Raw genomic sequence first — 26,454 nt, forward strand, 5'->3', positions numbered from 1 at the left:
GAGTGGGTCAGCGGTGGTCGATCTTCTTGGTGACGGCCTCGCCGGCCATCTGGATCACCTGGACGAGTACCACCAGGATGACGACGGTGACGATCATCACGTCGGCCTGATAGCGCTGGAACCCGTAGTTGTAGGCCAACCGGCCCAGGCCGCCGCCCCCGATGAGGCCGGCCATGGCCGAGTAGCCGACGATGGTGACCACCGTGGTGGTGATCGACGCGACGAGCGCCGGCATGGCCTCAGGGATCAGCACCTTGGCCACCGACTGTAGCTTCGTGGAGCCCATGGCGTGGGCGGCGTCGAGTTTGCCGACGTGGACGTCGCGCAGCGATGTCTCAACCAGGCGCGCGAAGAACGGGATGGCGGCGATGGCCAGCGACACCGACGCGGCGATGGGGCCCAGCGAGGTGCCCACGAGCCAGCGCGTGAACGGGATGAGCGCCACCATCAGGATGGCGTAGGGCAGCGAGCGGGTGATGTTGACCAGGATGGGTGACAGCGCGAAGTTGAGCGCCCGGTTCTCGGCGAGCCCGCCGCGCTGGGTGACGAACAGGATCACGCCCAGCGGGAGGCCGATGAGGACGGTGGCGATGCTGGAGATGCCCACCATCTGGATGGTCTCGACGAACGCGGGGAGCAGCGCCTTCTGCAGCGCCGGGTTGTTGAACCAGGTGTCGAGGAGGATCATGCGATGGGTTCCTCCTGACGGATCTCGGTGGTGAGGCGGGCGTCGGCCCCCAGCAGCTTCAGTTCGTCGACGACGCGGTTGGCGTCGGTTCCGTGGGGCACCGCGAGCCGGAGATGGGAGAACGTGGTGCCGGCGAGCTGCTCCACCGAGCCGGCGACGATCGCGAGGTCCGCGCCAACGGCGCCGGAGGTGTGGGCGATCATCGGCAGGGCGGCGCGGTCACCGCTGGCCAGCACGTCGACGAGGGTCGCGTCGCTGGCCTCGACTGGGGCGTGTGGCGGGATGCCGAGCAGCGCCTGGCTGAGCCTGCCGCTGAGGTGCTGGACGGCCTGCGTGAGCGGCCCGGATTCGACGATCCGGCCGGCTTCGAGGAGTGAGACGGAGTCGCAGATCTTCTTGACGACGTGCATCTCGTGCGTGATCACGAGGACCGCCAGGTCCTGGGGGCTGCGGTCGCGCAGCGAGACGATGAGGTCGAGGATCTCGTCCGTCGTGCGCGGATCCAGCGCCGAGGTGGGCTCGTCGAACAAGAGCACGTCCGGGTCTGTGGCCAGGGCGCGGGCGATGCCGACCCGCTGCCTCATGCCGCCTGAGAGTTGCGCCGGGTAGGCGTTGCCCGCGTCGGAAAGGCCGACGAGCCGCAGCAGTTCCTGGGCCTTCTCGTGGCGCTTCTCCCGGCTCACACCGATGAGTTCGAGTGGGTAGGCGACATTGGCCAGGATGGTGCGTGAATCGAAGAGGTTGGCCTGCTGGAAGACAAGACCGATGCGACGGCGTGCCGTGCGCAGCGCGTCGGAGCGGGCAGCGGTGAGGTCCACGCCGTTGATTTCTACGGTGCCGGACGACGGCCGGTCCAGCATGGTGAGGCAACGCACCAGGGTGGACTTGCCTGCGCCCGAGTGCCCGATCACGCCGTGGATGGACCCGGCGGGGACGGTCAGCGAGACTCCGTCGAGGGCGCGCACTTCACGCTTGCCCTGGTGGTAGACCTTCCTGAGGTCTGTGACGGTGATCATGAACTCTCCTGTGCTTCTGCGCGATCATTCAACCACTCGGGTGCCCGGCGCTCCGAATCGGCCGGCCACTTGTTCACCACCGGCGTACCCCGCCCCTCGTTGTGTGAGCAATTGGATGGGGTCACGGCGCGACACGCCGAGAAATGCGGGCTCGGCGCCCCATGACCCCATCCAATTGCTCACGGAGTCCTGGGCGGGCGGGGTGCGTAGGGTGGGACGCATGAGCCGCACGGTGGTCTTTGTCCATGGTCTGCGCACCTCGTCGACCATGTGGGACCCCCAGGTGGCGCGGCTCCGCGAGCGCGGCTGGACCTGCGTCAGCCCGGATCTGCCGGGGCACGGAAGCCGTCGCGACGAGACCTTCACCTCTCAGAGCGCCCTCGACACCATCAGGGCCGCCCTGCTCGAAGCGTCGACGGCGGGGCCGGCGCACCTGGTGGGCTGTTCGCTGGGCGGCATGCTGGCGATCCATGCCGCCGCCCGCTTCCCTGAACTGGTCCGCTCGCTCGTGGCGGCCGGGTGCTCCACCCAGCCTGGACGTCGCAGCGCCGCGTTCTACGGCCGGCTGATCGGCTGGACGGACCGGGCGGGCGAGGCGCCACTGCGCCGCGTGCTCGGCCCGGCCGGCGCGGAGGCCTATCTGCGGCGGGGCCGCGCCGATCTGGCTGCGGTGGCGGCCGGGGTGCGGGCGGTGGCTCGGTTCGACCTGCTCTCCGACCTGGCCGCCATCGACGCCCCCGTGACCATCCTCAACGGCCGGTTCGACCAGTTCCGGGGGCAGGAACGGCGCTTCGCGCGGGCCGCCCGGCGCGGTCGGTTGGTGGTGTTGGGGTACGGCACCCACATGGTGAACCTCACCCACCCGGACCCGTATACGGACCGGCTCGAGCGCCTGCTGCTGGAGGCGGAGGCCGCGTACTGACGCCCGGTCAGTAGTGGCTGCGCACCTCGCGCCCGACGGTGCGGAAGGTGGACTCGTCGAGGATGGCGCCTACGCGGCGCACGCCGTCGGGATCGATGCGGATGATCCGGTTGACCCGCACCTCGCTGGGGCGGCGCTGCGAATCCCAGGCGCCGGCGCCGATGTCGACCCAGTACCGGCCGGCCCGCGCCTCCTGCTCCTCATCGCGATCGTGGTCCTGGCTGGTGATCTGCAACCCCAGCAGCCAGGGGCCGTCGTGCCCGATCAGCAGCACGGGGCGGTCCTTGCCGCGGGTGTGGTCCTCCTCGTAGGGCACCCAGGTCCAGACGATCTCGCCCGGGTCCGGACGGCCGTCGAGATGGGGGGCGTAGCTGATCTCCGGCAGCTGCGTGAAGTCCCCCGGGTAGTCGCCCGAGGGTTCCTCCCGGCGCCGCCCCGGCGACGGTTCGTTCCGCTTGAAGCGCGCGCGGGTGCGGGGCCCACCGCCGGGGGCGTCCTGCGGGCGCCGGAGCGAGCGGGTGGCCGCGTCGCGGAGCACGCGGAGGAGACCGTTGAGGAGCGGGTTGGCCATGCCGGGGAGTCTATAAGTCAGCGGAACCGGGCGAGCCGGCCGTAGTGGATCTCGCCGGGCCGGCGGTACGGGGCGGGCCGGGTGGCGCGCACCTGAGTCCAGTGGCGGAAGTAGCGGGTGACGGGTGGCAGGAACAGCAGCCCGGCGCCAAGCACCGTCAGGCCGACGGGCACGGCGGCGTACCAGTGGGTGAGCGCCATGAAGCCGCCCATCAGTGCCGCCGCGACGAGGCCGGCCCAGCGCGCCCAGCGCCACCCGTTCCAGGCCTGGAACCCGGCGATGCCGGCGGCCCCGGCGGCCAGTGCGAGCGCGCCGGCCAGCGCAACCTCCAGCGTCAGCGACAACCACTTGCCCGGTGCCGGATCCGTCCACGAGATGAGCCACGCGGAGTTGGCGTAGCTGGCCGGGTGTGCCGCCATCCACCAGTGCCAGGCGTAGGCGCCGACGGCCGAGGCGACGGCGAGGTACAGCAGCACCGACGCCACCGCGATCACGACGGGGCGCCGGGGTTCGCCCGTGCGCCTGCTGAGCGGCACGCCGCCCTGCAGTTCCTCCAGCGGAGGGAGGGTCGCGATCTGCTTGGTGGTGTCCATCGCCGCCAAGACTACAAGCCGTTCAGCCCCAGCGGCAGAGGCATACTTGAGCCATGCACGACCACGACTGGGACGAGACCTACAGCGAATCCGAGGCCATGTGGTCCGGCAACCCCAATGCGGCACTCGTGGCGGAGGCCTCGAAGCTCTCCCCCGGGCTCGCCCTCGACGTCGGCTCGGGCGAGGGCGCGGACGCCATCTGGCTCGAGCAGCAGGGCTGGGAGGTCGTCGGGCTGGAGCCGTCGTCGGTGGCCATCGAGCGTGCCACCAGGGCCATGAAGGCCGCCGGCGTCGAGGTGGAGTGGGTGCACGGTGAACTCGGGTCCGCCTTCCTGCCGCACGCCGAGTACGACCTGGTCACCGCCAGCTATGTCCCGCTGTTCACTGATGCGCACACGGCCGATCTCCTCACGAGCCTGGTGGCGCCCGGCGGGCACCTCCTCGTTGTGCACCACGCAGATTTCGACACCCAGGTGCACGCGGACCATCCGGCCTACGGCCGGGAACTCCTCAGCCCGGAGCTGATCTCCGAACAGCTGCCCGACGGGTGGGGCGTCATCACCCTCGACAACCGCGAGCGTGCCGTCACCCATGGGGCCGGTGCGCAGCACCGCGACGACGTGGTGCTGGTGGCGCAGCGGCTCAACTGAGCGGCGGCCGGCTCAACCGATCTCGGCGACGGCCGCCTCGGCCGGCGACACGTCTGGGCGTAGCCGCATCATCACCGGCTGCCGCAGCACCCCGTCGGGCGTGACGTTGAGGTAGCGCACCTGGACGCACAGCATGGGTTCCACCCAGTGCGTGCGACGGACTGCCGGGTCTGAGGGGACGGGATCGAAGGGCGGGGTGGGGCGTTCGGTCGTGCGGAGGACCTCGAGCAACATGTCCTTCTCCGCGTGGCTCAGCCCTGAGCCCACGCGGCCGAGCGAGTACAGCACCGGTGCGGTCTCGAACGTCGCCTCGTCAGCCGGGTGGCCGATCCACACCGCGCCCAGCCGTGCCGGGTTGGTGGTCTCCGGGAGCCAACCGCCGATCACGCCCACCAGTTCGGTGCGGTGCGGAGTCTTGACCCAGTCCGTGGTCCGTGCACCGGGAAGGTAGAGGGAATCGGCCCGTTTGCTGATCACGCCCTCGAGCCCGGCGTCGCGGGTGGCACGGGCGAGCGCCTCGCCGTCGTCGTGCTGGTCCGACAACTGCCAGTGCGGCCGGGCGAGGTCGAGCTCCTCCAGCCGTGCGCGCCGTTCTGCCAGCGGCAGCCGGGTCAGGTCCTCATCGGCGAGCTTCAGCAGGTCGAACGCGACGAACGTGACGGGCCGCTCGGCGGACCACCTGGCCGCCCGCGCCGCGTTGCGCACGTGCATCCGCGGTTGGATGGCGTGGAACGACGGCACGCCGTCGCTGTTCAGCGCGATGAGTTCGCCGTCGATGATGAGGCCGTCCGGCAGGCCGCGGGCGCCCTCTACCACCTCGGGGTAGGCGAGGGTGATCTGCCCCTCGGTGCGGTTGAACAGGATCAGTTCCCCGCCACGGGTCTCGGCGATCGAGCGCACGCCGTCCCACTTGATCTCATGGACCCAGCCCGGCCCGATGGGGGGGACCCCGGGTGTGGCGGTGGGGGTGGCGAGCATGGGACGCATCGGCCCATTCTCCCCTCTGTCAGGCGCGGGCGCCCCACTGGACGCGATTCTGATCGAGCGCGCGGCGGTCGTCGTCCGTGGGCGGCTTGACGAGCAGCCGGGGCGGGAAGGTGCCCTCGTGCAGCGAGAAGAGATGCGGGCACAGCACCAGTGCGTCGCCGAGGCTCACGCCGAGCGGCTCCTGGTCACCTTCGCGGAAGAAGACCACCAGGTCCGTGCGCGGGATGCTGGTCACGTCGTCGGCGGTCACCGCAAGGGTCTCCCAGCGGCCGGAGCGCTCGATCTGCAGCATCGACGACGGGAACGGCCCGCCGGACTGGAGCCGCTCGCGTTGCTCGGCGTGCTGCTGGGCGTGGATGTCGGCGCGCAGCCGGGTCAGTCTCTGCTCCGCCGGGTGCCCCGCCGGTGGCAGCCACTCCCGCCACGCGTGGTCCGCCTGCACGTGGGGCAGTGGGCACACCTCCTTGTGGCTGCCGTGCACCGACTCCAGCACGTCAAGGAACTCCGGCCAGTGCAGGGTGTCGGTGTCCAGCAGGAAGAGATCCTCGCGGGAGGCGGGCACCGCTGCCCATTCGGAGCCGGTGACGCTCTCCATCTGGGTGAGCGCCGCCTCCATGGTCTGGAGGTCCGCGAACCAGGCGGAGTCGTTGCCCTCGGTGGCGTGCACGACGAGGATCGAATTGTCCTCGACGACGGGGGCGAGGCCGAACTGCTCAGCCATGTCGCGCAGGTTCAGCACCGCGCGTGCCGCGCGGTTCACGGCCTCCTCGGCGGTGTCGCCGGCGAGTTGGTCCTCGCTGATGGGCATGACGGCGGTGGGCAGGTCGAAGGCGAGCCCGACGCCGATGTAGTCGGTGAGGGGGAACGTCAGCGCCGGGCTGGCCTCCGGCCTGGTGAAGTAGTCGGCGCTGCGCACCAGGGGGATGGCGTCGTCGAGGCTGTGTTCCTCGTCGAGCGTGGTCTGGACGGTGACGAGGAGCTTGTCCAGTGACGCATGGAAGCGCATGAGGGCGTCCTCGCCCGACTCGCCGGGATCAGGCTCGGCGAGTTGCGGGTTGCAGATGATGTCTTCACCAGTGAGCAGCGTGAGCGTGATCATTCCCGGATGCTCGCTGCTGGGCGCGGCGGCGACCACCAGCGGGTGGGCAAGTGCCGCCGCAACGGCGTCGTCGAGTTCCATCCTTCGACAGTACCCGTGACCCGCCCCCTCGCCGCCACACCCGTATGGTGGCGATGCGCCTTCTCAGGCGATCTTGCGCAGGGTCAGTTCGGTGAAGAGCCGGGCGCCGTCCGCCAGCACCGCGTCGTCGAAGAGGGCGTAGGCGGAGTGGTTGAACGGTGCGGTGGCGGGGTCTAGATCCGGCGGGCAGGCCGACAGACCGATGAAGCAGCCGGCCGCCTCCTCCAGCAGGCGTGAGAAGTCCTCCGCGCCGGCGAGCGGCTTTTCCCAGCGCGCGTGGCGCTCCGGGCCGAAGAGGTCTGTCACCGCTGCGGCCACGACGTCGGCCTCCGCGTCGTCGTTGACCGTGACGGGGTACTGCTCGAGCAGGGAGAACTCGCCCGTGACGCCGTGCGCAGCGGCGATGCCCTCCACCACCTGGGGGATGATCTCGATGAGCTTGGCCCGCACTCCGGTGTCGAAGGTGCGCAGCGTCGCTTCGAGGCGGCCGTCCTCCGGGATGACGTTGGCGATGGTGCCGGCCTGCAGCAACCCGACGGTGACCACGACGGGGTTCTGCACGTCGAAGCGGCGGGTGACCATGGTGTTCAGCGCGGTGGTGATCTCCGCCAGCGCGGGCACCGGGTCTGCCGCGAGCTGCGGGGTGGACCCGTGACCCCCGCGGCCCACCACCCGAACGCGGGCGACGTCCGAGCTGGCCATGACGGTGCCGGGCTTGGTGCTGAAGGTGCCATGGGGGTCCAGGGCGGACCACACGTGGATGGCGTAGACCCAGTCCGGCCGCGACCCTGCCACGTCGAGGAGGCCCTCCTCCAGCATGTAGCGGCAGCCGTCGACGCCCTCCTCGCCCGGCTGGAACATGAAGACCACGTCGCCGGCGAGGTCCGCCCGGCGGGCGGAGAGTTCGTGGGCGGCGCCGACTAGCATCGCCATGTGCAGGTCGTGCCCGCAGGCGTGCATGTTGCCGTTGGCCGACGCGTACTCCAGGCCGGTCAGCTCCTCGACGGGCAGCGCGTCCATGTCCGCCCGCAGCAGCACGACGGGGCGCTTGCCCTCCGTCGGTTTCCCGCCGCGCAGCACGCCCACGACGCTGGTCACGGACTCGCCCAGGGTGATCTCCAGCGGCAGCCCCTCCAACGCGCTGAGGACGCGGGCCTGGGTCTGGGGGAGCTGCAGGCCCACCTCGGGGATCTGATGGAATTCGCGGCGTAGGGCAACCAGGTCGATCATGGCCCTATTCATACCAGTCGCGGCGGACGGCCGCCCCGCGTCAGCCCGTGAAGAAGGCCTTGATGCCGCCCAGCATCATCTGGACCGCGAGGATCACCAGGATCATTCCCATCAACCGCTCGATGGCGATGAGGGTCTTGTCGCCGACGACCCGACGCAGGAAGCCCGAGAGGTAGAGGATCCCGGCGGTCACCGACCACGCCAGGATCAGCGCGCCCAGGAAGATCGGCCAGTCTGCCGGGTTCTGCGAGATGAGCACGACCTCGACGGCCAGCAGCGACGGCCCGGCGACATAGGGCACGGCCAGCGGGACGATGAACGGCTCGTCGTCGGTGTGGGGCTCTCGCAGGTTGCGCTCGGCGGTGGGGAACACCATCCGGATGGCGATGAGCAATAGGATCACTCCACCGGCTGTTTCGAGCGCGGCGTTGCCGATGTTGAGCAGGTCCAGCAGGCCCCGCCCCGCGAACAGGAAGGCCACCATGACGGCCAGGGCGATGAGGAGTTCGCGCAGGATCACCCACTGTCGCCGTTCCTCCGGGGTGTTGCGCAGTGCGGTCAGGAAGAGGGGCACGTTGCCCAACGGGTCCATGACCAGGAAGAACGTCAAGGCGGCGGAAAGCACGGGGTGTGGGCTCCTTTCAGGGCGCGGCGGTGCTCAGCCTGCCAGAGTCCGGCCGCCCGCGTGGGGGCGGGGTGGCGACGCAGGCTCAAAGCCCGGCAACAGAGCCCAGCCACAGATCCCCGTCGCAGGCCCACAGAAAAGGGCACCGGGGGTGGAAACCCACCCCCGGTGCCCGTGTGGCTGTCAGCTCACTGAGCCATGGTGCCCGTCTCGAGGAAGCGCACGTGCCAGCCCAGCGCGGTGGCCAGGTCGTGCGGCGTGTGCATGCCGTTGGCCTTCTTCTCCGCGAGCTTCACGTATTCACGCAGCGGCTCCTTGAAATCCGGGTGCGCGCAGTTGTCGATGATCGCCTTGGCGCGCAGCCGCGGGGCGAGCCCACGCAGATCCGCCAGGCCCTGCTCGGTGATGATCACCTGGACGTCGTGCTCGGTGTGGTCCACGTGGTTGACCATCGGCACGATGCACGAGATGGCGCCGCCCTTGGCTGTCGAGGGGGTGACGAACGACGAGATCCAACCGTTGCGGGTGAAGTCGCCGGAGCCGCCGATGCCGTTCTGCATGCGCGAGCCCATCACGTGGGTGGAGTTCACGTTGCCGTAGATGTCGGCCTCGATCATGCCGTTGCAGGCGATGACGCCCATGCGACGGATGGCTTCGGGGTGGTTCGACACGTCCTGCGGGCGCAGCACGATCTTCTTGGCGTAGTGCGCGGCGTTGTCGTTCATCTTCTCCGCGGCCTTCGGCGACAGCGAGAAGGCCGTCGCGGAGGCGACGCTGAGCTTGCCTGAATCCAGCAGATCCACCATGCCGTCCTGGATCACCTCGGTGTACGAGGTGAGGTTCTCGAACGGGCCTTCGAGCAGGCCCTGGAGCACGGCGTTGGCGATGTTGCCGACGCCGGACTGCAGCGGGAGCAGGTTCTCCGGCAGACGGCCGACCTTGACCTCGTGGCCGAGGAAATCCAAGAAGTTGCCGGCGATGGCGCGGGAGTCGTCGTCGAGGTGCTTGAACGGCGTGTTGCGGTCCGGCGAGTTCGTCACGATGATCGCGATGACCTTCTCCGGGTCCACCGTGAGGTACTTGCCGCCGATGCGGTCGCCCGGGTTCTGGATGGGCAGCGGGACGCGGTTCGGGGGAAGGGCGCCGATGGGGTAGTAGATGTCGTGCATGCCGAAGAGGCCCTCGGACTGCCACTCGTTGACCTCGATGATGACCTTGTCGGCGTGCTCGAGGTAGGTGCGGTTCATGCCCACCGAGGACGACGGGATGAGGTCGCCGCTCTCCGTGATGGCGGTCACCTCGATGACTGCCGCGTTGAGCTTGCCCAGGAAGCCCTGGGAGACCTGGGGGCCCATGTGGGACAGGTGGATGTCCTGGTAGTAGGACACGCCGGAGTTGATGGTGTTACGCATGTCGGGATCCGACTGGTACGGGGCGCGGTAGGAAATGCCGCCTGTGCGGGCGAGGGCGCCGTCGAGCTCAGGGGCCGTGGACGCACCGGTCCAGACGCCGATCTTGAACTCTTCGCCGCGGTTGTGCGCGGCGTCGATGATGGCGGCGAGCGCCTCGGGGAACGCCTTCGGGTAACCGGAACCGGTGAACCCTGAGAAGCCTATGTTCCATCCGTTTTCGACGAGGGCGGCGGCGTCGTGGGCCGACATCACCTTGTTCTTGAACGCCTCGTATCGGATGCGACCTGACATCTGTCCTCCTTGAAGAATTTCGGTGGCGTGGCCCACCATACCGGCTGGCGTTTTGCCGGGGCTGTCGGGGCGAAATTGGACGGTGCAGCGGTGGCCGTTCCGGCTGTGCATGGCGTGCTACTACGACGTGTCCGAATCGTTATCGCATCAGCTTGACTCTGCGGCCCGATCCTCTTTAGTCTCAGCACAAAACAAAAGTGGCGGCGCCTCGATGATGAAAAGTCGCCCCGGAGACCCCGGCCCAAGAGAGTGAAGAGCATGAACCGCACACCAACCCCTGAAGACAAGTTCTCCTTCGGCCTCTGGACCGTCGGTTGGACCGGCACGGACCCCTTCGGCGGCAACACCCGCCCCGCCTTCGACCCGTGGGAATACGCCGAGAAGCTCGCCGAACTCGGCGCGTGGGGCATCACGTTCCACGACGACGACGTCTTCCCGTTCGGCTCCACCGACGAGGAGCGCGCCTCCCGCGTCGGCCGCCTCAAGGACGCCGCCGACAAGGCCGGGCTGGTCATCGAAATGGTCACCACCAACACCTTCTCGCACCCCGTCTTCAAGGACGGAGGGCTGACCGCCAACGACCGGTCCGTGCGTCGCTTCGGCCTGCGCAAGGTGCTGAAGAACGTGGACCTGGCCGCCGAGCTCGGCGCCAGCACGTTCGTCATGTGGGGCGGCCGTGAGGGCACCGAGTACGAGTCCTCGAAGGACCTCTACGCGGCCCATGCCCGCTACGCCGAGGGCCTCGATACCGTCGCCGGCTACATCAAGCAGCAGGGTTACGACCTGCGCATTGCGCTCGAGCCCAAGCCGAACGAGCCCCGCGGCGACATCTTCCTACCCACCATCGGGCACGCGCTGGCGCTCATCGCGACGCTCGACAACGGCGACATCGTGGGCCTCAACCCTGAGGTCGGTCACGAGCAGATGGCCAACCTCAACTACACCCACGGGCTGGCCCAGGCACTGCACTCGAACAAGCTGTTCCACATCGACCTCAACGGCCAGCGCGGCCTCAAGTACGACCAGGACCTCGTGTTCGGCCACGGAGACCTCATCAGCGCGTTCTTCACCGTCGACCTCCTGGTCAACGGCTTCCCGTTCTCGCCGGAGGCGCCCCGCTACGAAGGGCCTGTCCACTTCGACTACAAGCCGTCGCGTACCGAGGGTGTCCAGGGCATCTGGGATTCCGCCAAGGCGAACATGGAGATGTACCTCATGCTGGCCGAGAAGGCCAAGGCCTTCCGCGCCGATCCCGCCGTGCAGGCCCTCATGAAGGAAGCCAGCATCGACGAGCTGGGCCAGCCCACGTTGGCCGAGGGGGAGTCGATCGCCGACTTCCTGGCGGCCGAGGAGAAGTTCGACGCCGACGAGAAGGGCGCCCGCGAGTACCGCTTCGTGGAGCTCTACCAGGCGGCGCTGCGCCACCTCGTGAGCTGAACCTGAAGGGAACCGTCAATGGCAGCGCCTGAGCCGTGGAGGCTCAGGCGCTGTTCTGTGTCCAGGGGCGCGCCTGTGGCCGTCTCTGCGACGGTGCCGCTCAGCGGTTGAATGCGAAGGCGGCCACCGCGTCGAGCCTGGCGAACGGGATGGCGACATCCGCGGCCGCGGCCGTGACGGGCTTGGCGCAGTAAGCGACGGAGAGGCCTGCCGCGTCGAACATGTCGATGTCGTTGGCGCCGTCGCCCACGGCCACCGTCATCTCGGGGTCGATGGAGTGGGCGTGGGCGAAGCGCAGGAGGTCGCGGGCCTTCTGTTCGCGGTTGACGACGGTGCCGATCACGCGGCCGGTGAGCCGCTCCACGCCGTCGACGGTCTCGGTCTCCAGTTCGTTGGCGTGGAAGAAGTCCAACCGGAGCCGCTCGGCGAGGGGGCCGACGAGCTGCGTGAACCCGCCGGAGGTGACGCCCACCTTCGCCCCGACGGCGCGCGCGGCGCGGATGAGGTCCTCAGCGCCCGGCGACAGCGTCATGGCCGGCGCCACGTCCTCGAACACCGAGACGGGCAATCCTCCCAGGGTGGCGACGCGCTCGCGGAGGGACGCGGTGAAGTCGAGTTCACCGCGCATGGCCCGCTCGGTGATCTCCGCCACCTTCTCGCCCGCGCCCGCATGGTGGGCCAGCAGGTCCACGGCCTCGGTTGTCGTGAGTGTGGAATCGACGTCCATGAGCAGCAGTTGGGCTGGCTGGGCGGCAAGCGGCCGGGTGAGTACCCCGACGGCGACCTTGCCCGCGACGGCGCGGAGCGCCTGGCGTAACTGCTCTGGCTCGTCGTGGCGGGCGTAGACGTTGATCCGCTGCCCGTAGGCCGTGCGGTCCACGGTCTTGGAGATCGGGTCGGGAATGCAGGCGAGGAGCGACTCGGGAATGGGGCCCACGGCCGCCAGCGTCACGCGGATGTCCATAGGCCCCAACTTTAGAGGGGGTTTGCCCCGCCGTCGCCCGGCGCCCAGCGGCCAGCCGGCCCCAAGCAGAGTGAAGTTATGCAGCGGAGTAGCTGCACAACTTCACTCGGCCTCGGCTGGGATGCCCGAGCGGGCCGGGGCGTCAGTTGGGTGCGGCGATGGGGGTCACCGCCACCTTTGTCTCCTTGCCGCCACGCAGCAAGGTGATCTCCATCTCCTCACCCACGCGTCCGGCCCGCACCAGGGCGACGAGCGACTCGGTCGAGCTGACGGGCTGGCCGTCCACCTGGGTGATCTGGTCGCCCACGGCGATGCCGGCCTGCTCAGCGGGGGAGCCGGGCACGACCTGGACGATCTCGGCGCCCATCGGGCCGTAGCTCTGCACGTCGCTGGCGCTCACGCCGAGCTGCGGGTGCTCCGCCCGGCCGGTGGCGATCAGTTGCTCGGCCACGTACTGCACCTGGTCCGAGCCGATGGCGAACCCGATGCCGATGTTGCCGGCCTGGTTCTGCCCGGGCGACGGGATGGAGGCGATCGACGACGTGATCCCCACCAGTTCGCCGGCGCTGTTGACCAGCGCACCGCCCGAGTTTCCCGGGTTGATGGCGGCGTTGGTCTGGATGGCGGCGGTCACCACCACGCTGTCGGAGGTCTGTTGCGACACGGTCTCGTTCGACACGGCGCGCGTGGTCACCGGGCGGTTCAGCGCGGAGACGATGCCGGTGGTCACGGTGTCTGCCAGCCCCAGCGGGTTGCCGATGGCCATCACGGGGTCGCCCACGACGAGTTCCCGGGAGTCGCCGTAGCCCATCACGGCGAGATCTGCGGGCGGGTCGATCATCTTGATCACGGCGAGGTCCGTCGACGGGTCGAAGCCCACGGCCTCAGCCTGGTAGGCGGTGTTGCCGAGGAGCACGGTGATCTGCGCGCCGGATCCTGCGCTGGCGACCACGTGGTTGTTCGTAGCGATGTGGCCGTCGCCGTCGATCACGACGCCCGAGCCCTGGCTGCCCCCGTCGCCACCGGCCACCTGGATAGCCACGACCGATTTCGACGCCACCTCCGCTACTGCGCTCCAGTCGGGGTTCGTGGGGTCGCCCTGCACCACCGTGGTCTGCTGGCCGCCCGACGCGTCCTCGGTGGTCTCCGTCGAGGGGCCGGCGCTCGGCGACGTCGACGTGATGCCGGGGGCCGCGGCGTCCTCAGCGGCGTAGCGCGAGGCGACGAATCCCGTGCCGCCGCCGACGCCTGCCGCGAGCATCGCGATGGCGAGCACGCCCGCCACCCGGGCTCCGCCGCGCTTCTGCGGGGGCCGCGTCGAGGTGCTGGTGGCCCCCGACTGCTGGTAGCTGGGGTACGACGCGGGCCTGGGCGGGTAGGCCGACTGCTGGAAGGAGGGACCCGACTGCTGGTACGTGGGCCGCGGCGGGTACTGCTGCTGCGGATGGACGGGCTGCTGCTGAGAAGGCTGCGGATGCGCCGGGGGCTGCCACTGCTGAGGCGGGCGGTTCATCGGATCCGGCTGCTGGTTCTGCTCGTTGCTCATCTGGGCTCCTTGGTGGGTACGCGCCTAGATAACCCGTCCAGTCTATGTGATTCCTGTGAGGTTTCTTTGTGTCAGCTTCGGACCTCTGCGGTTCACCGACCCGACGAGGTGACCGTGACGGTGTAGTGCCTGTCCTGCGCGACGACCCGGGTGCGCCCGAGCGTCTCGTTGAGGGCCCGGCGGTACGGCAGGTGCGAGTTGTACACGCACCACAGCTGGCCGCCCGGCTTCAGCACCCGTCGGGCGTCCACGAACATGTCGAGCGTGTCGCTGGAGTCCTTCGCCACGCCCTGGTGGAACGGCGGATTGGTGACCAGCGCGTCGACGCTCTGGTCGGCGTAGCCGTCGAGCCCGTCGCCCCAGGTGGCGTCCACCTGGAAGCCGTTGATCTCGGCGGCGACGGAGGTGCCGGCCACGGCGGACCAGCTCACGTCGCGGGCCAGCACCGTGTCGACGCCCTCCTTGGCCAGCCACATCGCCACGGACCCGTTGCCGCAGCCCCAGTCCAGGACGGTGTCGGCCTCGAGCGGGGCGTGGTCGCCCCCGCCGGCCAGCGCCATGAGCAGCAGGCGGGTGCCGGGGTCCACCTTCGTGCCGCCGAACGTCGCACCGTAGGCGGCGACTGCGTAGCCCAGGTCTTCATGCTGGCGCACCTTCGGCCAGTCGGATTCCAGGCCCTGCGGCCCCCAGGCGCGCAGCACCCGCGACTTCGAGCGGCCCAGGGAGGCCGCCACTGCCACGAAGTGCTTGGCGAGCACCTCGTTCATCGTGTGGTTCATGTGCCGGATGCGGGCACCGCCCAGGTACGTCACGTCCGGGGCGCCCTGCACCACGGCCGCGTGGTGGTCCAGCGCCGAGAGGCTCTTGGGGAGGCGGGCGAGCGCCAGGTCGACGCCGCCGAGGTCGTCGGGGTTGGCCACCAGGTACTCCGGGGCCACCGACGCGGCGTCGCGCCAGTCGTCGCAGAAGACCCGCACGTCATCGGCGATGGTGAGCGCGTCCTCCACGAGCGCGGGCGCGTCCAGGATGGCTATCGCTCCGGCCTCCTTGGGGGCCTCGTCCCAGATCAGGTCGTCCACGGCGTCTCTCATGCGTTCACCCTAGACTCACCGGCGTGATTCTTCATCTGGTGCGGCACGGGCAGTCCGCGTGGAACCTGGAGCGCCGGCTCCAGGGCCAGACCCCCGACGTGCCGCTGACCGAGCAGGGCCATGCCGAGGCAGCGTCGGTCGCCGAGCTGCTCGCCGGCAGGTCGGTCTCCGCCATCTGGTCCTCGGACCAGGTGCGCGCGCTGCAGACCGCCGACGCCGTGTCCCGCGCGCTGGGCGTGCCCGTCCAGGCGACACCGGCGCTCCGCGAGCAGGGCCTCGGCCGGCTCGAAGGGCTCAGCTACGACGACCTCATCGAGGAGCCGGTACCCGACGGCGTCCACATCTCGGAGGTGCGCTGGGGCGGCGGCGAATCGGTGCGCGACGTGCACGAGCGCCTCACGATCTTCATGGCGGGGCTGCCGGACGTCGACGGCGAGGTGGTGCTCGTCTCGCACGGCGACACGCTGCGGATCCTGCTCGCAGTGCTCGACGGCCGGGACCACCGCAGCGTCGAGTGGCACGAGTTCGGCAACGGCGAGGTCCGCACCCACAACCTGGCCCGATAGCCTTCCCCCGTGATCTCCAGAGCTCTCGGCCTCGCTCTCGGCGTGCTCGCCGACCAGATCGTCGGCGACCCCCGGCGCCACCACCCGGTGGCCTGGTTCGGCTCCTTCGCCGCCCGCGCCGAAGGCCCCCTCTACGACGACACCGTCGCCGCCGGGGCGGTCTACACGACGGCGACGGTGGCGCCCGTCGTGGCGCTGGGGGTCGCGGCCGAGCGGCTCACCCGCCGGCACCCCGTGCTCCACACCGCCGCGACGGCGCTCGCCACCTGGGCCGTGCTCGGCGCCCGCAGCCTCACCCGCGAGGGCGACACGATGGCCGACAGCCTGGAGATCGGCGACCTCGCCCGCGCCCGCGCGCAGCTTCCCAACCTCTGCGGCCGCGACGCCGCCCAGCTCGACGCGCCGGAACTGGCCCGCGCCACCGTCGAATCCATGGCGGAGAACACGGCGGATTCCGCCGTCGCCTCGCTGTTCTGGGGAGCCCTGCTGGGCGTCCCCGGCCTGCTGGCGCACCGGGCGGTCAACACGCTCGACGCCATGGTGGGGCGCCGCGACGAGCGCTACGGCCGCTTCGGCACGGCGTCGGCGAAGCTGGACGACGCCTTGGACCTCCTGCCGGCACGTCTCACCGGGGTGCTGGGTGCGGCGCTCGCTCCCGCGGTCGGCGGCTCGGCCCGGCGCGCCTGGGCCATCACGCTGCGCGACGCGGGCAACCACCCTTCGCCCAACGGCGGCTGGTGCGAGGCCGCCTGGGCCGGCGCCATCGGCGTGCAGTTGGGCGGGCGCAACGTGTACGCCAATCGCGTGGAGGAGCGGGGGCGGCTCGGCGACGGGCCCCGACCGGGCGCGTGTGAGGTGCGCAAGGCGGCGCAGCTGGTCACGCTCGTGACCGGCGCGGCGACGGCTCTGGCGGCGGGGTTCGCCCTGCTGAGGAGGGGGCGGCGATGAGTTTCCTGGTGGCGGGCACGTCGTCGGATGCGGGGAAGTCGCTGATCACCGTCGGGCTGTGCCGCGCGGCGCGGCGGCGGGGCATCGACGTGGTGCCGTTCAAGGCCCAGAACATGAGCAACAACTCCATGGTGGTGGCCGACGGCGAGATCGGCCGCGCGCAGTACCTGCAGGCCATCGCGGCCGGGGTCACGCCGTCGACCGCGATGAACCCCGTGCTGCTGAAGCCGGGCAGCGACCGGCGCGCGCACGTCATCCTCCGCGGCCAACCAGCGGGCGAACTGCGGGCCGGCGAATACGCCACCGGACGGCGGCTCTTGGCGCAGGCGGCCCACGATGCCTACCGCGAGCTCGCGGCCCGGCACGACCTGGTGATCTGCGAGGGCGCCGGTTCCCCGGCCGAGATCAACCTCCGTGAGGGCGACTACACCAACATGGGCTTGGCCAGGGCCTTCACCCTGCCCGTGCTGCTCGTCGGCGACATCGACCGAGGCGGCGTCCTCGCCTCCATCTACGGCACCTGGGCCCTGCTCGACACCGAGGACCGGGCGCTGCTGGCCGGCTACCTCATCAACAAGTTCCGCGGCGACCAGGCCGTCCTGGACCCGGGGCTGGACGAACTCACCCGCCGGTGCGGCCTGCCCAACTTCGGCGTGGTGCCGTGGCTGCCTGGCATGTGGGTCGACGGCGAGGACGCCCTGGAGGTGGCCCGCTGGCGCGGCGAGGAGAAGGCCGACGGCGGGCTCACCGTCGCCGTGATCCGGATGCCGCGCATCTCCAACGCGACGGACGTGGACGCCCTGGCTGCGGAGCCGGGGGTGCACGTGAGCGTGACGACGAATCCCGCAGAGGTGGCCGCGGCGGACCTGGCGGTGCTGCCGGGGTCGCGGGCCACGCTGCACGACCTGGCGTGGCTGCGCGAGACCGGCCTGGCCGAGGCGGTGACCGCGAGGGCGGCGGCCGGGCGGCCGGTGCTGGGGATCTGCGGCGGGTTCCAGATGCTCGCGCGCGCCATCGTCGACCCGGTGGAGAGCGGCGACGACACCCCCGTGCCGGGCCTGGGGCTCCTGCCGGTGGACGTGCGGTTCGAGGCGGAGAAGGTGCTGGGCCGGCCGAAGGGTCAGTGGCGCGGGGTTCCCGTGGAGGGCTACGAGATCCACCACGGCCGCGTCCACCCGTCGACCCGGGGCGAGGAGTTCCTCGGCGGCGTCCGCGTCGGGCAGACGTGGGGCACCATGTGGCACGGCGCGCTGGAGTCAGACGACTTCCGCCGGGCTTGGCTCGCCGTCGTGGCCCAGGCCGCGGGGCGTGACTGGACGCCGTCGGCCGCGCCCGGGTTCGCGCAGCGGCGCGAAATGATGCTCGAAGCGGTGGCCGACGCGCTGGAGGAACACGCGGACGTGGAGCGCATCCTGTCGCTCGGATGACCCCGCCGTCGGCGCCCGAAGGGGGTCTGCGAGGATGACTGCCAACGCGCAGAGCGTCAGAGGAACCCGGTGTGAATCCGGGGCGGTCCCGCCACTGTGAGCCCTAACGGGTGAGTCAGGAACTCTGTCTGCGCGGCCACTTTGTCCGGGCGAGCGAACCCACAGGAGGCCACGGTGTCCACCGTCCCCACCCCTGCCCCACGACGTCTGATCGGCGTCGGTGTCGGCCCAGGAGATCCCACTCTCACCACCATCAAAGCTGCGCTGGCGCTGAGGGCGGCCGACGTCGTCCTCGTCCCCGCGACGGAGGCCTCCGGCGACGGTCCGGGCCGGGCTGAGCTGATCGTCGCGGAGGTCGCGCCCGACGCGCGCATCCGGCGCATCCCGTTCTCCATGGCGGACCGAAGCGGCGTCTCGGACCGGCGGAAGGAGGCGTGGCTGACCTCCGCGTCGGCCGCGCTGGAGGAATTCGACGGCGGGGCCCAGCGCGTGGCCTTCGCCACCGTCGGCGATCCGTCGGTGTACTCGACGTTCTCGTACCTGGCGGCGCACGTCGTGGAGTCGCGGCAGGGCGTCGAGGTGGAGGTGATTCCCGGGATCACAGCGATGCAGGCCCTGGCCGCTGAGTCGAAGACGCCGCTCGTCGAGGGGCAGGAGATCCTGGCACTGGTCCCGGTCACCGTCGGCCTCGACCGGGTGCGGGAGTTGTTGGGAGCCGCCGACACCGTGGTCGCCTACAAGGGTGGCCGGAAGCTACCCGAACTGGTGCGCGTGCTCCGGGAGGAGGGGCGCGACGCCGTGCTGGGCGTCAACGTGTCCCTCGAGGGGCAGCGGCTCGTGGCGCTGGACGACCTGACCGACGACGAACGGGCGCCCTACTTCTCCACCGTGCTGAGCGCCCCGCGCCGCACGGGGACGGGCGGTGCGCTGTGAGCGGCAAGGTGGTGTTCGTCGGCGCCGGTCCGGGCGCCGCTGATCTCATCACGCTGCGCGGGGCGCGCGTGATCGGGGAGGCCGACATCGTCATCTGGGCGTCTTCGCTGGTGCATCCCGACATCGTCGCAGGCGTGAAGCCGGGGGCCGAGGTCATCGATTCCGCGTCCGCCTCGCTGGAGGACATCGCGCCCCTCTACGAGCGGGCCCGCGACGAGGGGCTCACCGTCGCCAGGGTGCACACCGGCGACCCCTCCATCTACGGCGCCACCGCGGAGCAGCGCGACCTGATCCGCGAACTGGGGCTCGACTTCGAATCCGTGCCCGGCATCTCCGCCTTCTCGGCCGCGGCCGCGCGCATGGAGGTGGAGATCACGGTGCCGGAGGTGTCGCAGTCGCTGATCCTCACCAGGCTGGAGGGCGGCCGCACGCCGATGCCCCCGAAGGAGACCGTGCGCTCGTTCGCCGCGCACGGCGCCACCATGGCGCTGTACCTGTCCGCGGCGCGCAACAAGGTGCTGCAGGACGAGCTCCTTGCGGGCGGCTACCCGCCGGAGACCCCGTGCATCGTCGGGTACCGCGTGACCTGGCCCGACGAGCTGATGCTGCGCTGCCCCCTTGAAGAGCTCTCGGCGACGATGCGCGAGCACAAGCTGTGGAAGCACACCGTCGTCCTGGTGGGTCCGGCGCTGGCCGAAGGACCGCTCAGTACCCGGTCGCATCTCTACCATCCCGGATTCCGGCACGAGTACCGCGCGGCCGAACCCCAGGCGCAGGCAGACCTGCGCGCCCACGGCACGCGGGGCGTCACGGAGGAACTGTCATGATCCACGTCCACGGGTACCTGGGGCAGCTCGCCCCGGAGACGGTCGAGCTGGCCGAGCGGGCGGCGCTGGTGGTCGGCGGCCGGCGGCACCTGGAGGCCTTGGGGGTGGAGGAGCCGCGCCGGGTGGTGCTCGGTGCGCTGACCCCGGCGTTGGAGCGGCTGCGCTCCCTGCCGGACGGCGCCGACGCGCTGGTGATCGCCAGCGGCGACCCCGGCTTCCACGGCATCGTGCGCCGGCTCCGTGCCGACGGCTTCGAGCTCTCGGTGCGGCCGGCGGTGAGTTCCGTGGCGGCCGCCTTCGCCGCCGTCGCGCTGCCCTGGGATGACGCCGTCGTGGTCTCCGCCCACGGGCGCCCCATCGACGACGCCGTGGCCGCGGCGCGCAGGCACCCGAAGGTCGCGGTGCTCACCGGGCCGGGTACCGGCCTGCGCGAGATCGCGGCGGCGCTCGCCCCTGCCGAGGGGTTGCGCTTCGTCGTCGCCGAACGGCTGGGGGAGGCCGACGAACGGGTGCGCTGGTTCTCGCCCGAGGAGGCGCTGACGGCAGAAGTGACGGAGCCCAACGTCGTGATCATCCTCGACGGCCCGGGCCTCCGCCCTTCGACCGGCTCAGGGAACGTGATCGGTCAGGTCACCAACTCGGCGGCGGCCCGGCGGCACGCCGACGCCATCGACGGCGTCGTCGGAGCCACGCTCCGCTTCGACGGCCCGGCCCGCGAAGGGCTGGCGGCCGCCTGGCAGCGGTGCGATCTCATCGTCAGCCACCTCGCCCTGGGAGCGACCTCGCGCATCATCGCGCCGTTGCTGCGGGACAAGAAGACCGACCCCGCCGTGGTCGTCGTCGACGAGGCCGGCCGGTTCGCCGTCCCGCTGGTGGGCGGGCATGCGGGCGGCGCCAACGACCTGGCCCGGCGGATCGCCGAGGCCACAGGCGCCACGCCGGTGCTGACCACCGCCACCGACGCGCTGAACATCCCCGCCCTGGACACCCTGGGCTGGGCCTACTCCGGCGACGTCGCGGCCGTCACCCGGGCCATCATCGACGGCGGGCCGGTGCTCGTGGAGAAGTGGCAGCCGTGGCCGCTGCCGCCGCTGCCGGCCAACGTGTCAGAGAACGGCGAACGCCCCGTCGCCCGCATCCTCGTCACGGACCACACGCTGGTTGAGACTGAAACAGTCCCCACCGTCGTGTTGCATCCCCCCAGCCTCGTGGTGGGCATGGGCTGCAACAAGGGCACCTCCGCCGAGCACCTCCGCGGACTCCTCGAGGCGACCCTCGCTGAGCACAGCCTGGCCCTCGAGTCGGTGACCGCGCTCACCACCATCGACGCCAAGGCCGGCGAGCTCGGGCTGATCCAGCTCGCCCATCAGTTGGGCGTCAAGCTCCTCGACTACCCGGCCGCGGAACTGGCCGTCTTCGACGTGCCGACGCCCAGCCAGTACGCGCTGGAGCACGTCGGCACGCCGTCGGTCTCGGAGGCCTCTGTGATGGCGCGCGGCGCCCGCCTCATCGTGCCCAAACAGAAGACCCAGGACGCCACGTGCGCCGTCGGCCGTATCCCCGCGCGGGGGCGGCTCAGCGTCGTGGGGCTCGGCCCCGGGGTCCGCGACCTCCTCACGCCCCGCGCGAAGCAGCGTCTCCAGCAGGCCACCTACGTCGTCGGGTACGCCCCGTACGTCAAGCAGATCCGCGACCTCATCCGCCCCGGCGCCCGCATCATGGCCACGAAGATGGGCACCGAGGAGGAGCGCACGGCCTCGGCGATCGACGCGGCCCGGGCCGGCGAGAACGTCGCACTGGTCTGCGGCGGCGACCCGGCGATCTACGCGATGGCCAGCCCCGTGCTGGAGCAGGGCACCGACGGCGTGGACGTCGACGTCGTGCCCGGCGTGACCGCCTCGCTCGCGGTTTCCGCCATCCTTGGCGCGCCGCTGGGCCACGACCATGCCACCATCTCGTTGTCCGACCTGCACACCCCCTGGGAGTCCATTGAGCGGCGCCTCCACGGCGCCTCCGTCGGCGACTTCGTCACGGTCCTCTACAACCCGCGCTCCCGCAAGCGGGTGGCGCATCTCCCGCGGGCCCTGGAGATCCTCGGCGAGCACCGCCCGCCCGACACCCCTGTGGCGGTGGTCCAGCAGGCGGAGCGCCCTCGACAGAAGGTCATCCTGAGTACGCTGGCGGAGTTCCGGCCCGAGTGGGTGGACATGAATTCCCTTGTCGTGGTGGGCTCGTCGTCGACGAAGTACGTCACGTCCGGCGGGGGGCGCCAGCTGATGGTCACCCCGCGGGATTACACCTGGATGGATCCGGCGGTTCCAGAGGGGCAGGGAATACACCGGACAGGGTCGGTGGTTCTGGAGGAGCAGGGCGCCGTGAACGAGCTGCAGGCTCACCAAGGACCGGCGCCCGAACTACACCCCGAGGACAACGCATGAGGACCCCCCTGTTGATCGCGGCCCACGGCACGCGGCTCGAAGCGGGAGTGGAGGCGTGCCTGGAACTCGCCCAGTTGGTGCGCGAGAGGGTGCCAGGCGTGCCGGTCAGCGTGGGGTTCGTCGAACTCACTGAGCCGTCGATCACCGCAGCCCTCACCCAGGCACTGGAGCAGCATGGGCCGCGCGCCGTCGTCGTCCCGCTGATGCTGGGCACCGGCGGGCATGTGCGCTCGGACATTCCGGAGTTCATCGCCGAGGCACGGTCGGCGGTGCCCTCAGCTCATGTGGATTACGCGGCGCATCTGGGCCCACATCCGCGTCTGATGGAGGCCGTTGAGGGCCGGCTCCACGCGGCCCGCGGCGATTGGGCCCCTGCCGAGACCAGCGTCGTGTTCGTGGGCCGTGGCGCCCTGGTGCCGGACGCGAATGCCGATCACGTGCGCCTGGCTCGCATGCTGCTGGAGCGGGGGGAGTGGGCCGACGTCGAACCGGCGTTCATCCAGGTCACCCGCCCGTCGCTGCCCACCGCCCTGGATCGTTCGTACGCTGCGGGGGCGCGCCGCATCGTTGTGATGGGGCACTGGCTGTTCCCCGGCATGCTCAGCACCTGGACGCAGCGGCAGACCGACGAATGGGCCGCCGCCCACCCAGATGCCGAGGTTCGGGTAGCCGACGTGATCGGGGCGTGCGCGGAACTGGCCGACGTGGTGGTGGAGCGCTACCTGGAGATGCTGCCGGAGGCGCCGCCGCATGGGTCGCCCACCTATCTGGCGGGGCTGTTGCTGCGCAACCGAGACGTGCTGGTTCTGGGCGGCGGCAAGGTCGCGGAGCGCCGCGTGCCACGGCTGCTGGAGGCCGGGGCGCGGCTGAGGGTGGTGGCGCCCCATCTGACGCCCGCGCTGCGGGCGCTCGCTGAGGAGGGCCGGTTCGAATGGATCCGGCGGGCGTTCCTGGACTCCGACCTGGGCGACGCCTGGTACATCCTCGCGGCCACCGATGACCCGACGGCGAACCGCGCCGCCTCCCAGATGGCCGAGGCGCACCACCGGTTCTGCGTGCGGGCCGACGACGCACGGGCCGGCACCGCGTGGACGCCGGCAACGGCGGACGCCCACGGGCTGACGGTCGCGGTCATCGGCAACCGGGACCCGCGCCTGTCCCGCGCGGTACGCGACGCGGTGGTGGCCATCGTCGCGGACCCCGACTCCTGAGCGTCGTGTCCTGAGCCAGCCCTAGCTCAGCGGGCGGGTTGCCAGATTGCGGCGGTGCGGGCGATGAGTTCGTCGAGCTTGCTGAAGTCAGGGGGCTCGGATTCGTCTGGGCAGGGTGGTGCCTTGGTGGAGGGGACGAGGTCGCGCAGCAGGTGTCGTGGGTGTTGCCTGGGTCTGCGGGCGGGGTCGATGTGTCTCGGTGGGGTGAACCATGCCCTTCCGGTGTCCGGGTCGAGGTGGACCTGCCACTGCGATTCGGGTGACTGTTGTGGGTCTGGCTCGACCAGCCGGTGATGGTGCGGGCAGAGGAGAACGCCGTTGGCGAGTGAGGATTGACCGCCTGCCCACCAGGGGACGATGTGGTGCGCGTCACACGAGGCCGGTGTGGCGGTGCAGTGGGGGAACGCGCAGCCCCCGTCCCGCAGCATCAGGGCAGCGCGGATGGCGGGGGTGAACAACCGATGCTCGCGGCCGACGTCGAGGGGCTGGGAGTCGCTGCCGAGCACCATGGGGATCACGCCCGCGTCGCACGCCATTCTGCGGGCCGCTCCTGGGGTGAGGCCGTCGACGTCCAGGCCCGGCAACCCGACCGCTCCCAGCCCGGTGGTGAGGGTGTCGAGTTTCATGGTGATGTGGACCCGGGGCCGGTCCCCACCATGAGCAGGCAGGTCACCGCCAGCGGCCGCGGCCTGGACCAGCAGCACCAGGGCGTCGGCGCGGCGTACCTCCGGCCCGGGCGTCTCGCCCGCGTCCGCGTAGGAGGAGGCCGACGGCAGCAACGCCTCCAGCTGCGCGGCCAACAACGCGGCATCTGCCACCGGTAGCAGGCCGGTGATCCGGATCGAGCCGTGATGGTCCGGCGAAAGGCGCCAGGAACCTTCCCCTGCGCGCGGCCCGCTCTTCGGCCGCCAGGCGTTTCGCCTCGTCGGCGTCCGCCAGGTCAGGATCGATCACCTCGGCCAGCCGCGACGCCAACTCCCGCAACTCCGAAGGCCCCAGGGTGTCCACGTGTTCAAGGACCGACTTCTGGCACTCCACCAGATCTGCGCGGGTCAACCGGCCGGGCAGCTTCCGCAGCCCCGAGACGATCGCCTCGGCCTGCGCCAGCGAGATCTCCCCGTCGTTCAACGCCGCAGCGATCAGCGGGAAGCGTTCCCCGAGATCCAGCGCCAGTTTCAACGACGCGGTGGCCTGGGCTGTGGTGGTGCGCACGGACTGACGGACCTCGTCGACGACACTGTCTGCGGCGGAGAGGCGGGCCTCATGGAGGAGGTGGAGACGCAGGCCGGGCGGGTGGGCATCGCGGTCGGCGTCGGGATCCTTCGACCAGTTGCAGGCGGCAGGCTCAGGCGTCGAGCCCCACCCGCCGCAACAGGTAGGTGTCGAACATCCATCCCTTACGGGCCGCGGCGTCGGCCCGCACCCGGGTGATCTCCTCCCGGACGTCGGACAGTCGGCCGCTGAGGAGGATCTCATCCGGCGTGCCCAGGTACGCGCCCCAGTAGATCTCGATGCCGGCGGGATCGATCGTCGCGAAGGTCTGCTTACCGTCGAGCATCACGACGACGTCGTCCACGCCGTCGGGCAGCCCGTCGGCCAGGAGCCGCGCTGGGCTGATCTGCACGGCCCTGCCCTGCCGGTTGAGCGGGATGCGGTGCCGCGCCGCCAGCGCCAGCACGCAACTGATCCCTGGGAGCACGCGGACCGAGAACGGTTCGACGGCGGCCTCCGCGATGCGCTCGACGATGGCCAGCGTCGACTCGTACAGGCTGGGGTCGCCCCACACCAGGAAGCCGCCGGTCTCGCCGGCGCCGAGCGCCCCGTCGATGGCGGCGCCCCACTGCTCGAAGCGCTGCTGCCGCCACCGGGTCACAGCGGCGGGATAGTCGGGCGTGCTGCGCCAGGGCCGGGGCGGGTCTGTCAACTCCACCACGCGCACACCGGGAAGATCAGATCCCCGGTGCCGGGCCACCAGATCACGCCGGAACGCGACGGGCTCCTCGTACTCGTCCTCCTTGACCACCACGAACAGGACGTCGAGTTCGCGGATCGCCGCGACCGCTTCGAGCGTGAGCCAGTTCGCGTCGCCCGCGCCGATGCCGATCAGCGCCACCTCGCGGCCCATCAGCCCTCCTGCCGGGACGTGTTGGTCAGCTCGTCCACGCTGGCGATCGCGTTGACCGCGGCCACCGTCAACGCCGAGCCGCCGCGTCGGCCGCGCACCACCAGGTACTCCAGGCCGAGGCTGTTGGCGGCCAACGCCGCCTTCGATTCCGCGGCGCCGACGAAGCCCACCGGGATGCCCACCACGGCGGCGGGCCGGACCCCCGTTTCTGCCACCACTTCGAGCAGCCGGAAGAGCGCGGTGGGGGCGTTTCCGATGGCGACGACTGCGCCGTCGAGGCGGGGCAGCCACAGGTCGATGGCGGCCATCGTCTTGGTCATGCCATTGTCAGCAGCCAGTTGGGCCAGCGCCGGGTCCTTGATGTGGCAGATCACCTCGTTGTCGCGCGGGAGACGCGAGCGGATGATGCCGGTTGCGACCATCGACGAGTCGCAGAAGATGGGCGCCCCGGCCCGCAGCGCGGCGTTGGCCGCTGCGACGACCCCCGGCGTGAAGTCCACGTCGTCGGCGAGGTCGGTGGCCGCGCTGGCGTGCACCATGCGCACCACGACGCGGCTGATGTCCTCGGGGAAGCGCTCCAGGTTGGTTTCCTCCCGGATGATGCGGAAGCTTTCGCGGTAGATCTCGGAGCCGTCGGTGAGGTAGTCGTAGGTCACGCCGACACCGTAGTGCACCCCCCGGCGGTCCTCGGGGCGGGTGTCTGGTTGGATGGGGACACAACACAAAACCCCCGTGAGGAGACCAGGAAGCCGGAAAAGCCGGCACGGTCGCGCCAC

The 26,454-nt window shown here is 70.7% G+C and carries 25 protein-coding genes, 1 pseudogene and 1 riboswitch; of the genes and pseudogenes, 10 read left to right on the plus strand and 16 right to left on the minus strand.

Annotated features, from left to right (window positions below; all coding sequences use genetic code 11):
* Positions 1-7: 7 nt before the first annotated feature.
* Entirely contained in the window at positions 8-688 is a 681-nt protein-coding gene (locus H5393_RS00705; protein ID WP_182765126.1) for a methionine ABC transporter permease, read from the minus strand.
* The gene (locus H5393_RS00710; RefSeq protein ID WP_182765127.1) at positions 685-1,704 is read right to left on the minus strand and encodes a methionine ABC transporter ATP-binding protein; all 1,020 of its coding nucleotides are present in this window, start codon (positions 1,702-1,704) and stop codon (positions 685-687) included. Before H5393_RS00710 ends, H5393_RS00705 begins: the two co-directional genes overlap by 4 nt.
* A gap of 220 nt (positions 1,705-1,924) precedes the next feature.
* On the opposite strand from H5393_RS00710, the gene H5393_RS00715 reads away from it, so the two are divergent.
* Positions 1,925-2,626 (plus strand): alpha/beta fold hydrolase, encoded by a 702-nt coding sequence (locus H5393_RS00715; RefSeq protein ID WP_182765128.1) that lies wholly within the window; start codon positions 1,925-1,927, stop codon positions 2,624-2,626.
* A 7-nt stretch (positions 2,627-2,633) separates the two neighbouring features.
* Here the strand turns inward: H5393_RS00715 and H5393_RS00720 are convergent, their stop codons facing one another.
* Together H5393_RS00720 and H5393_RS00725 are read right to left on the minus strand one after the other, a co-directional pair.
* Complete coding sequence (locus tag H5393_RS00720) at positions 2,634-3,197, minus strand: type II toxin-antitoxin system PemK/MazF family toxin (RefSeq protein WP_182765129.1); 564 nt, start codon at positions 3,195-3,197, stop codon at positions 2,634-2,636.
* Between the two features lie 17 nt (positions 3,198-3,214).
* Complete coding sequence (locus H5393_RS00725) at positions 3,215-3,790, minus strand: hypothetical protein (protein WP_182765130.1); 576 nt, start codon at positions 3,788-3,790, stop codon at positions 3,215-3,217.
* Between the two features lie 53 nt (positions 3,791-3,843).
* Here H5393_RS00725 and H5393_RS00730 point away from each other — a divergent pair, with 53 nt between their 5' ends.
* Positions 3,844-4,440 (plus strand): bifunctional 2-polyprenyl-6-hydroxyphenol methylase/3-demethylubiquinol 3-O-methyltransferase UbiG, encoded by a 597-nt coding sequence (locus H5393_RS00730; RefSeq protein ID WP_182765131.1) that lies wholly within the window; start codon positions 3,844-3,846, stop codon positions 4,438-4,440.
* Positions 4,441-4,452: 12 nt separating this feature from the next.
* Here H5393_RS00730 and H5393_RS00735 read toward each other — a convergent pair whose 3' ends face one another.
* The 5 genes from H5393_RS00735 to H5393_RS00755 form a co-directional block, all read right to left on the minus strand.
* On the minus strand, positions 4,453-5,427 hold the full coding sequence (locus H5393_RS00735; RefSeq protein WP_182765132.1) for a DNA ligase: 975 nt from the start codon (positions 5,425-5,427) through the stop codon (positions 4,453-4,455).
* Between the two features lie 19 nt (positions 5,428-5,446).
* Positions 5,447-6,607, minus strand: a complete 1,161-nt coding sequence (locus H5393_RS00740) for a hypothetical protein (protein ID WP_182765133.1) — start codon at positions 6,605-6,607, stop codon at positions 5,447-5,449.
* A gap of 63 nt (positions 6,608-6,670) precedes the next feature.
* Complete coding sequence (locus H5393_RS00745) at positions 6,671-7,837, minus strand: M20 family metallopeptidase (RefSeq protein ID WP_255436234.1); 1,167 nt, start codon at positions 7,835-7,837, stop codon at positions 6,671-6,673.
* A gap of 40 nt (positions 7,838-7,877) precedes the next feature.
* On the minus strand, positions 7,878-8,462 hold the full coding sequence (locus H5393_RS00750) for a MarC family protein (protein WP_182764096.1): 585 nt from the start codon (positions 8,460-8,462) through the stop codon (positions 7,878-7,880).
* Between the two features lie 188 nt (positions 8,463-8,650).
* On the minus strand, positions 8,651-10,165 hold the full coding sequence (locus tag H5393_RS00755; protein WP_182764095.1) for an acetyl-CoA hydrolase/transferase family protein: 1,515 nt from the start codon (positions 10,163-10,165) through the stop codon (positions 8,651-8,653).
* A gap of 258 nt (positions 10,166-10,423) precedes the next feature.
* On the opposite strand from H5393_RS00755, the gene xylA reads away from it, so the two are divergent.
* On the plus strand, positions 10,424-11,602 hold the full coding sequence (xylA, locus tag H5393_RS00760) for a xylose isomerase (RefSeq protein ID WP_182765135.1): 1,179 nt from the start codon (positions 10,424-10,426) through the stop codon (positions 11,600-11,602).
* 100 nt (positions 11,603-11,702) lie between these two features.
* Here xylA and serB read toward each other — a convergent pair whose 3' ends face one another.
* From serB to H5393_RS00775, 3 genes are all read right to left on the minus strand, one after another.
* Positions 11,703-12,566, minus strand: a complete 864-nt coding sequence (gene serB, locus H5393_RS00765; protein ID WP_182765136.1) for a phosphoserine phosphatase SerB — start codon at positions 12,564-12,566, stop codon at positions 11,703-11,705.
* A 142-nt stretch (positions 12,567-12,708) separates the two neighbouring features.
* Complete coding sequence (locus H5393_RS00770) at positions 12,709-14,112, minus strand: S1C family serine protease (protein ID WP_182765137.1); 1,404 nt, start codon at positions 14,110-14,112, stop codon at positions 12,709-12,711.
* A gap of 92 nt (positions 14,113-14,204) precedes the next feature.
* On the minus strand, positions 14,205-15,203 hold the full coding sequence (locus H5393_RS00775) for a class I SAM-dependent methyltransferase (protein WP_182765138.1): 999 nt from the start codon (positions 15,201-15,203) through the stop codon (positions 14,205-14,207).
* Between the two features lie 23 nt (positions 15,204-15,226).
* Between H5393_RS00775 and H5393_RS00780 the strand changes: the two genes are divergently transcribed.
* The 7 genes from H5393_RS00780 to H5393_RS00810 all read left to right on the plus strand — a co-directional run bounded on the left by H5393_RS00780 (position 15,227) and on the right by H5393_RS00810 (position 23,553).
* Positions 15,227-15,769 carry a histidine phosphatase family protein gene (locus H5393_RS00780; protein ID WP_182765139.1) on the plus strand — a complete coding sequence of 181 codons (543 nt, stop codon included), beginning with the start codon at positions 15,227-15,229 and terminating at the stop codon, positions 15,767-15,769.
* Between the two features lie 9 nt (positions 15,770-15,778).
* Entirely contained in the window at positions 15,779-16,717 is a 939-nt protein-coding gene (locus H5393_RS00785) for a cobalamin biosynthesis protein (protein ID WP_182765140.1), read from the plus strand.
* A complete protein-coding gene (locus H5393_RS00790; RefSeq protein WP_182765141.1) occupies positions 16,714-18,144 on the plus strand; it encodes a cobyric acid synthase in 1,431 nt (476 codons plus the stop codon). The genes H5393_RS00785 and H5393_RS00790 overlap by 4 nt, the downstream gene beginning before the upstream one ends.
* Positions 18,145-18,159: 15 nt before the next feature.
* A riboswitch (cobalamin riboswitch) is annotated at positions 18,160-18,291 on the plus strand.
* A 27-nt stretch (positions 18,292-18,318) separates the two neighbouring features.
* Entirely contained in the window at positions 18,319-19,077 is a 759-nt protein-coding gene (cobI, locus tag H5393_RS00795) for a precorrin-2 C(20)-methyltransferase (RefSeq protein ID WP_182765142.1), read from the plus strand.
* A complete protein-coding gene (cobM, locus tag H5393_RS00800) occupies positions 19,074-19,904 on the plus strand; it encodes a precorrin-4 C(11)-methyltransferase (protein ID WP_182765143.1) in 831 nt (276 codons plus the stop codon). The genes cobI and cobM overlap by 4 nt, the downstream gene beginning before the upstream one ends.
* Entirely contained in the window at positions 19,901-22,342 is a 2,442-nt protein-coding gene (gene cobJ / locus H5393_RS00805) for a precorrin-3B C(17)-methyltransferase (RefSeq protein ID WP_182765144.1), read from the plus strand. Before cobM ends, cobJ begins: the two co-directional genes overlap by 4 nt.
* The gene (locus H5393_RS00810) at positions 22,339-23,553 is read left to right on the plus strand and encodes a CbiX/SirB N-terminal domain-containing protein (protein WP_076061072.1); all 1,215 of its coding nucleotides are present in this window, start codon (positions 22,339-22,341) and stop codon (positions 23,551-23,553) included. Before cobJ ends, H5393_RS00810 begins: the two co-directional genes overlap by 4 nt.
* A 26-nt stretch (positions 23,554-23,579) precedes the next feature.
* Here the strand turns inward: H5393_RS00810 and H5393_RS00815 are convergent, their stop codons facing one another.
* The 4 genes and pseudogenes from H5393_RS00815 to H5393_RS00830 form a co-directional block, all read right to left on the minus strand.
* Entirely contained in the window at positions 23,580-24,500 is a 921-nt protein-coding gene (locus H5393_RS00815; protein ID WP_182765739.1) for an HNH endonuclease signature motif containing protein, read from the minus strand.
* Positions 24,493-24,765, minus strand: a pseudogene (locus H5393_RS14775) (DUF222 domain-containing protein); the annotation flags it as partial. The gene H5393_RS00815 and the pseudogene H5393_RS14775, both read right to left, overlap by 8 nt.
* A 133-nt stretch (positions 24,766-24,898) precedes the next feature.
* Positions 24,899-25,678 (minus strand): precorrin-6A synthase (deacetylating), encoded by a 780-nt coding sequence (cobF, locus tag H5393_RS00825; protein WP_182765145.1) that lies wholly within the window; start codon positions 25,676-25,678, stop codon positions 24,899-24,901.
* The gene (locus H5393_RS00830; RefSeq protein ID WP_370585888.1) at positions 25,678-26,334 is read right to left on the minus strand and encodes a precorrin-8X methylmutase; all 657 of its coding nucleotides are present in this window, start codon (positions 26,332-26,334) and stop codon (positions 25,678-25,680) included. The genes cobF and H5393_RS00830 overlap by 1 nt, the downstream gene beginning before the upstream one ends.
* Positions 26,335-26,454 lie beyond the last annotated feature (120 nt).

Source organism: Tessaracoccus sp. MC1756 (assembly GCF_014164735.1).
In the GTDB taxonomy this organism is placed as follows: Bacteria; Actinomycetota; Actinomycetes; order Propionibacteriales; family Propionibacteriaceae; genus Arachnia.

Coding starts and splice junctions, on each gene's coding strand:
- H5393_RS00710 (WP_182765127.1), bottom strand. CDS start 1,704: ATGATCACCGTCACAGACCTCAGGAAGGTCTACCACCAGGGCAAGCGT.
- H5393_RS00755 (WP_182764095.1), bottom strand. CDS start 10,165: ATGTCAGGTCGCATCCGATACGAGGCGTTCAAGAACAAGGTGATGTCG.
- cobF (WP_182765145.1), bottom strand. CDS start 25,678: ATGGGCCGCGAGGTGGCGCTGATCGGCATCGGCGCGGGCGACGCGAAC.
- cobJ (WP_182765144.1), top strand. CDS start 19,901: ATGATCCACGTCCACGGGTACCTGGGGCAGCTCGCCCCGGAGACGGTC.
- xylA (WP_182765135.1), top strand. CDS start 10,424: ATGAACCGCACACCAACCCCTGAAGACAAGTTCTCCTTCGGCCTCTGG.
- H5393_RS00810 (WP_076061072.1), top strand. CDS start 22,339: ATGAGGACCCCCCTGTTGATCGCGGCCCACGGCACGCGGCTCGAAGCG.
- H5393_RS00770 (WP_182765137.1), bottom strand. CDS start 14,112: ATGAGCAACGAGCAGAACCAGCAGCCGGATCCGATGAACCGCCCGCCT.
- H5393_RS00705 (WP_182765126.1), bottom strand. CDS start 688: ATGATCCTCCTCGACACCTGGTTCAACAACCCGGCGCTGCAGAAGGCG.
- H5393_RS00790 (WP_182765141.1), top strand. CDS start 16,714: ATGAGTTTCCTGGTGGCGGGCACGTCGTCGGATGCGGGGAAGTCGCTG.
- serB (WP_182765136.1), bottom strand. CDS start 12,566: ATGGACATCCGCGTGACGCTGGCGGCCGTGGGCCCCATTCCCGAGTCG.
- H5393_RS00720 (WP_182765129.1), bottom strand. CDS start 3,197: ATGGCCAACCCGCTCCTCAACGGTCTCCTCCGCGTGCTCCGCGACGCG.
- H5393_RS00775 (WP_182765138.1), bottom strand. CDS start 15,203: ATGAGAGACGCCGTGGACGACCTGATCTGGGACGAGGCCCCCAAGGAG.
- H5393_RS00730 (WP_182765131.1), top strand. CDS start 3,844: ATGCACGACCACGACTGGGACGAGACCTACAGCGAATCCGAGGCCATG.
- H5393_RS00740 (WP_182765133.1), bottom strand. CDS start 6,607: ATGGAACTCGACGACGCCGTTGCGGCGGCACTTGCCCACCCGCTGGTG.
- H5393_RS00725 (WP_182765130.1), bottom strand. CDS start 3,790: ATGGACACCACCAAGCAGATCGCGACCCTCCCTCCGCTGGAGGAACTG.
- H5393_RS00735 (WP_182765132.1), bottom strand. CDS start 5,427: ATGCGTCCCATGCTCGCCACCCCCACCGCCACACCCGGGGTCCCCCCC.
- H5393_RS00745 (WP_255436234.1), bottom strand. CDS start 7,837: ATGATCGACCTGGTTGCCCTACGCCGCGAATTCCATCAGATCCCCGAG.
- H5393_RS00715 (WP_182765128.1), top strand. CDS start 1,925: ATGAGCCGCACGGTGGTCTTTGTCCATGGTCTGCGCACCTCGTCGACC.